This window comes from Butyrivibrio sp., assembly GCF_024699075.1.
The window spans coordinates 1-3,163 of record NZ_JAILQF010000233.1 but is presented as its reverse complement, the minus strand read 5'-3'; the positions used below and the strand labels follow the sequence as shown (position 1 = coordinate 3,163).

Sequence of the window (3,163 nt, the reverse complement as noted above, 5' to 3'; positions counted from 1 at the left end):
GAGCTGTAGGTTCCGGGTTCAGCCATCTTTGCATATTCTCCAAAGAGATTACAAAGATTATTGAAACGCTTGTCATTCTGATTGCCGTATAAGCAAAGAAGATATCCACCTTCATCCTCATTACGGAACAAAGTGTTACGGCTGTGGAAGCCTGCTGGAAGGAGTGCCGGAAGCTTCAGTACATCATGCATTGAGTCGAGTTTAAAGCAGCAGAAGAAATTCTCACTGTTTTTAGCAGCTCTTTTAAGTGGTGTATTATATCCAGTCTTAACTCTCTTATTTTCACGATTTGTTACGCCATCGAGGAAGCCTGAGAAATCACCGTCCTGAAGACGATTAAACAGGTCAAGGACCTCTTCATCTTCATTTTCTTCAGTATTTTCTGAGTAGTCAACGTTTCCATTTTCATAAGATTTATTATCATCCTGCACAGATGGACCAAACTCAGAAAAGCGGGTATCCAATTCTTCCGGATCTTCAGACTTTGTTATAACCAGAATTATGCATTCTGAGTTAACAGGAATAGCCTCTATCATGAGCGGAACGTCCTCTGCATTAAAACCAAAACGTGTATTGGCCTGATGCATCATTTCCTGAAAAAGTTCGCGTGCTTTGTCAGTACCATATGCGAGCTCACTAACTTTGAGCTGTCTCTTGGTAAGATCCTCTCTGGTAAGTGTGCAACGGATCTGGTGATCATTCACCTTCTCAATTTTCATAAACTTACCTCCTGCTTTTGTTATTTCATCCTTGAATACTTAGCTGTAAAAATTGATTAAAATGATACTAATGTATACCTTGCGCAATGTCAATATATGTATCGGCCCAAAGGTCAAAATTTAAGAGAGTATTTAATAAAAAATAAAAAAGTTTTTATTTATGATGGTATTGTATTTGATCATAATTGGTTGTATAATAACTTCTCGTGAGATGCCTTTCCCAGATATGTATCCGGGGAGGGGGCATGTTTTCTAGAATATCGTAATTAGTTCTGCATCAGTCAGAACGCCTTACAGACATACTAGTCTGAGGGGTTACCCATTTTTGAAACATAATATATAAGAACAATTTTAATTTTAAACAACGTATCAATAAATCTGAAATAGTCATTTTTGCTGTGTGTGCATATATGTATGCATGTATCTGGCAGTCTATTAGTAGCATATCGCTACCTGATTTCAATTTATTTTAAAGTACAGGGTACGGAATGGCATCTCATAAGAGGATATAGCATCTTTTTTGTAGAAGGAGTAATAATTACATTATCAGTATTTATATCACGGATACCTTTTGGTGCTGATAAGACCCTTTGACAAAAGAAATACTTGTGACCAATATAAACATTTATAACAAGAGGATCCCGCCAATTGCATATATTTGTAGATGGTGTCACAAAGCTTACAGATACACAGCCACAAGACCTATGTTTCTTTTGGCTGTGTTTTTTGTTGAAAAATTTGCTTAAAGCAATTTGTATATCATTTATTATATCACATCTTATCACTTTTTAGATAACAATCAAAACACGCCATGGATGGCACTGCTTCTCGTTATGTCACAACAGGATGTTGTTGTATTACGTTAGTGCCATGGATGGCACTGTACTTAGTAATGTGGTAAAATAATACCCGGTCTAAACTATATTATTTTGAGGGAAAAGAATTATATGAAACATAAGGTTATACCGGTAATTGTAATTATTCTTCTTGTACTTATGCTCGGAGGAGGATACGCAGCAAAGCTATTATATGACAAGTACTCATATAGTAATGAACAGGCTGATACTACAAGCTATTTCGGAATAGAAGATGAGAATGATGTTCCAATTATTCTTCAGAATGAGAAGACAGATCTTCATGCAAGGATAATAGACGGCGTTTATTATATGACATTTTCTGATGTTCAGACATATTTAAACGACCGCTTCTATTATGGACAGGAAGACGGAATTCTTGTATATACAACACCGTCTGCTATTATCACAGCAAATGTTGGAGAGACTACTATAAGCTCTACAGACGGCTCATCAGAAGATCTTGGATATGCGGCCTGCGTTATAGACGGTGACACCTTATACGTAGCCATAGATTATGCCCAAAAGTATACAAACTTTACTTATACAGCTTATACAGACCCTAATCACATCACCATGTATACAGAGTTTGGACAGGAAGTAAGAGCTGTTATCAAGAAAGATACAAAGCTCAGACTTCGCGGCGGTGTTAAGAGCGAGATCCTTACAAGCCTTGATAAGGATGCAACAGTAATAATCCTTGAAGAGCTTGAAGACTGGTCCAAGGTTGTAAGCCCGGACGGATATATAGGATATGTGGAAAAGAAGTTCCTTGAGAATATCCAGACAGTTGACCTTCTTGCACCAAGTAATTATGCAGAACCTGAATATACCAGCATTCATATGGACGGCAAGGTCAACATGGTATGGCAGTCCATAGGAGGTACAGCAGGTAATTCAACACTTTCATCTGCTATTTCAGATGCAACGGGACTTAATGTTATATCACCTACATGGTTTTCATTAAGTGACAATGAAGGATCAATAGAATCTTTTGCCACACAGGATTATGTAAATACAGCTCATGATAGCGGACTACAGGTATGGGCAGCACTTGATAACTTCAATAACTCTTTTTACAGAGAGGGAGAAGGCAGTACTGCAACAGTCCTTGCTTACAGCGCATCAAGAGCAAATCTTATAAATAACCTTATGAATGAAGTAAACACCTATGGAATCGACGGAATCAACATCGATCTGGAGTTTACAGGTTCAAGCCTTGAAGATATAACAGCTGATGGCGGAGAAGACTTTATCGAATTTATAAGAGAGCTTTCAATTGCCTGCAGAGCAAATGGAACTGTATTATCAGTAGATATCCCTGTTCCAATGGGCAATGAATTTTTCCATAGAAAAGAGCTTGGAACTGTCTGCGACTATGTAGTTATCATGGGCTATGACGAACATTATGAAGGAAGCAGTGAAGCAGGTTCCGTTGCTTCAATATCATATGTTGAGAGCGGAATCAAGAATACTCTTGAAGATGTGCCCGCAGATAAGCTTATAAACGGTATTCCTTTCTATACAAGAATATGGTTCACCTCGACTGATGGAACTGTTACAAGCCAGGCAGGCGGCATGGAATGGGCT

The 3,163-nt window shown here is 38.1% G+C and carries 2 protein-coding genes; one reads left to right on the top strand and one right to left on the bottom strand.

Features of this window, described 5'->3' with window-relative positions; genetic code table 11:
• A partial coding sequence (locus K6G87_RS09340; RefSeq protein WP_296836270.1) for an adaptor protein MecA occupies window positions 1-719 on the bottom strand: 719 nt, incomplete at its 3' end.
• Between the two features lie 947 nt (window positions 720-1,666).
• Between K6G87_RS09340 and K6G87_RS09335 the strand changes: the two genes are divergently transcribed.
• Window positions 1,667-3,163, top strand: a 1,497-nt coding sequence (locus K6G87_RS09335; protein ID WP_296836267.1) for a glycosyl hydrolase family 18 protein, incomplete at its 3' end; no start/stop codon positions are given.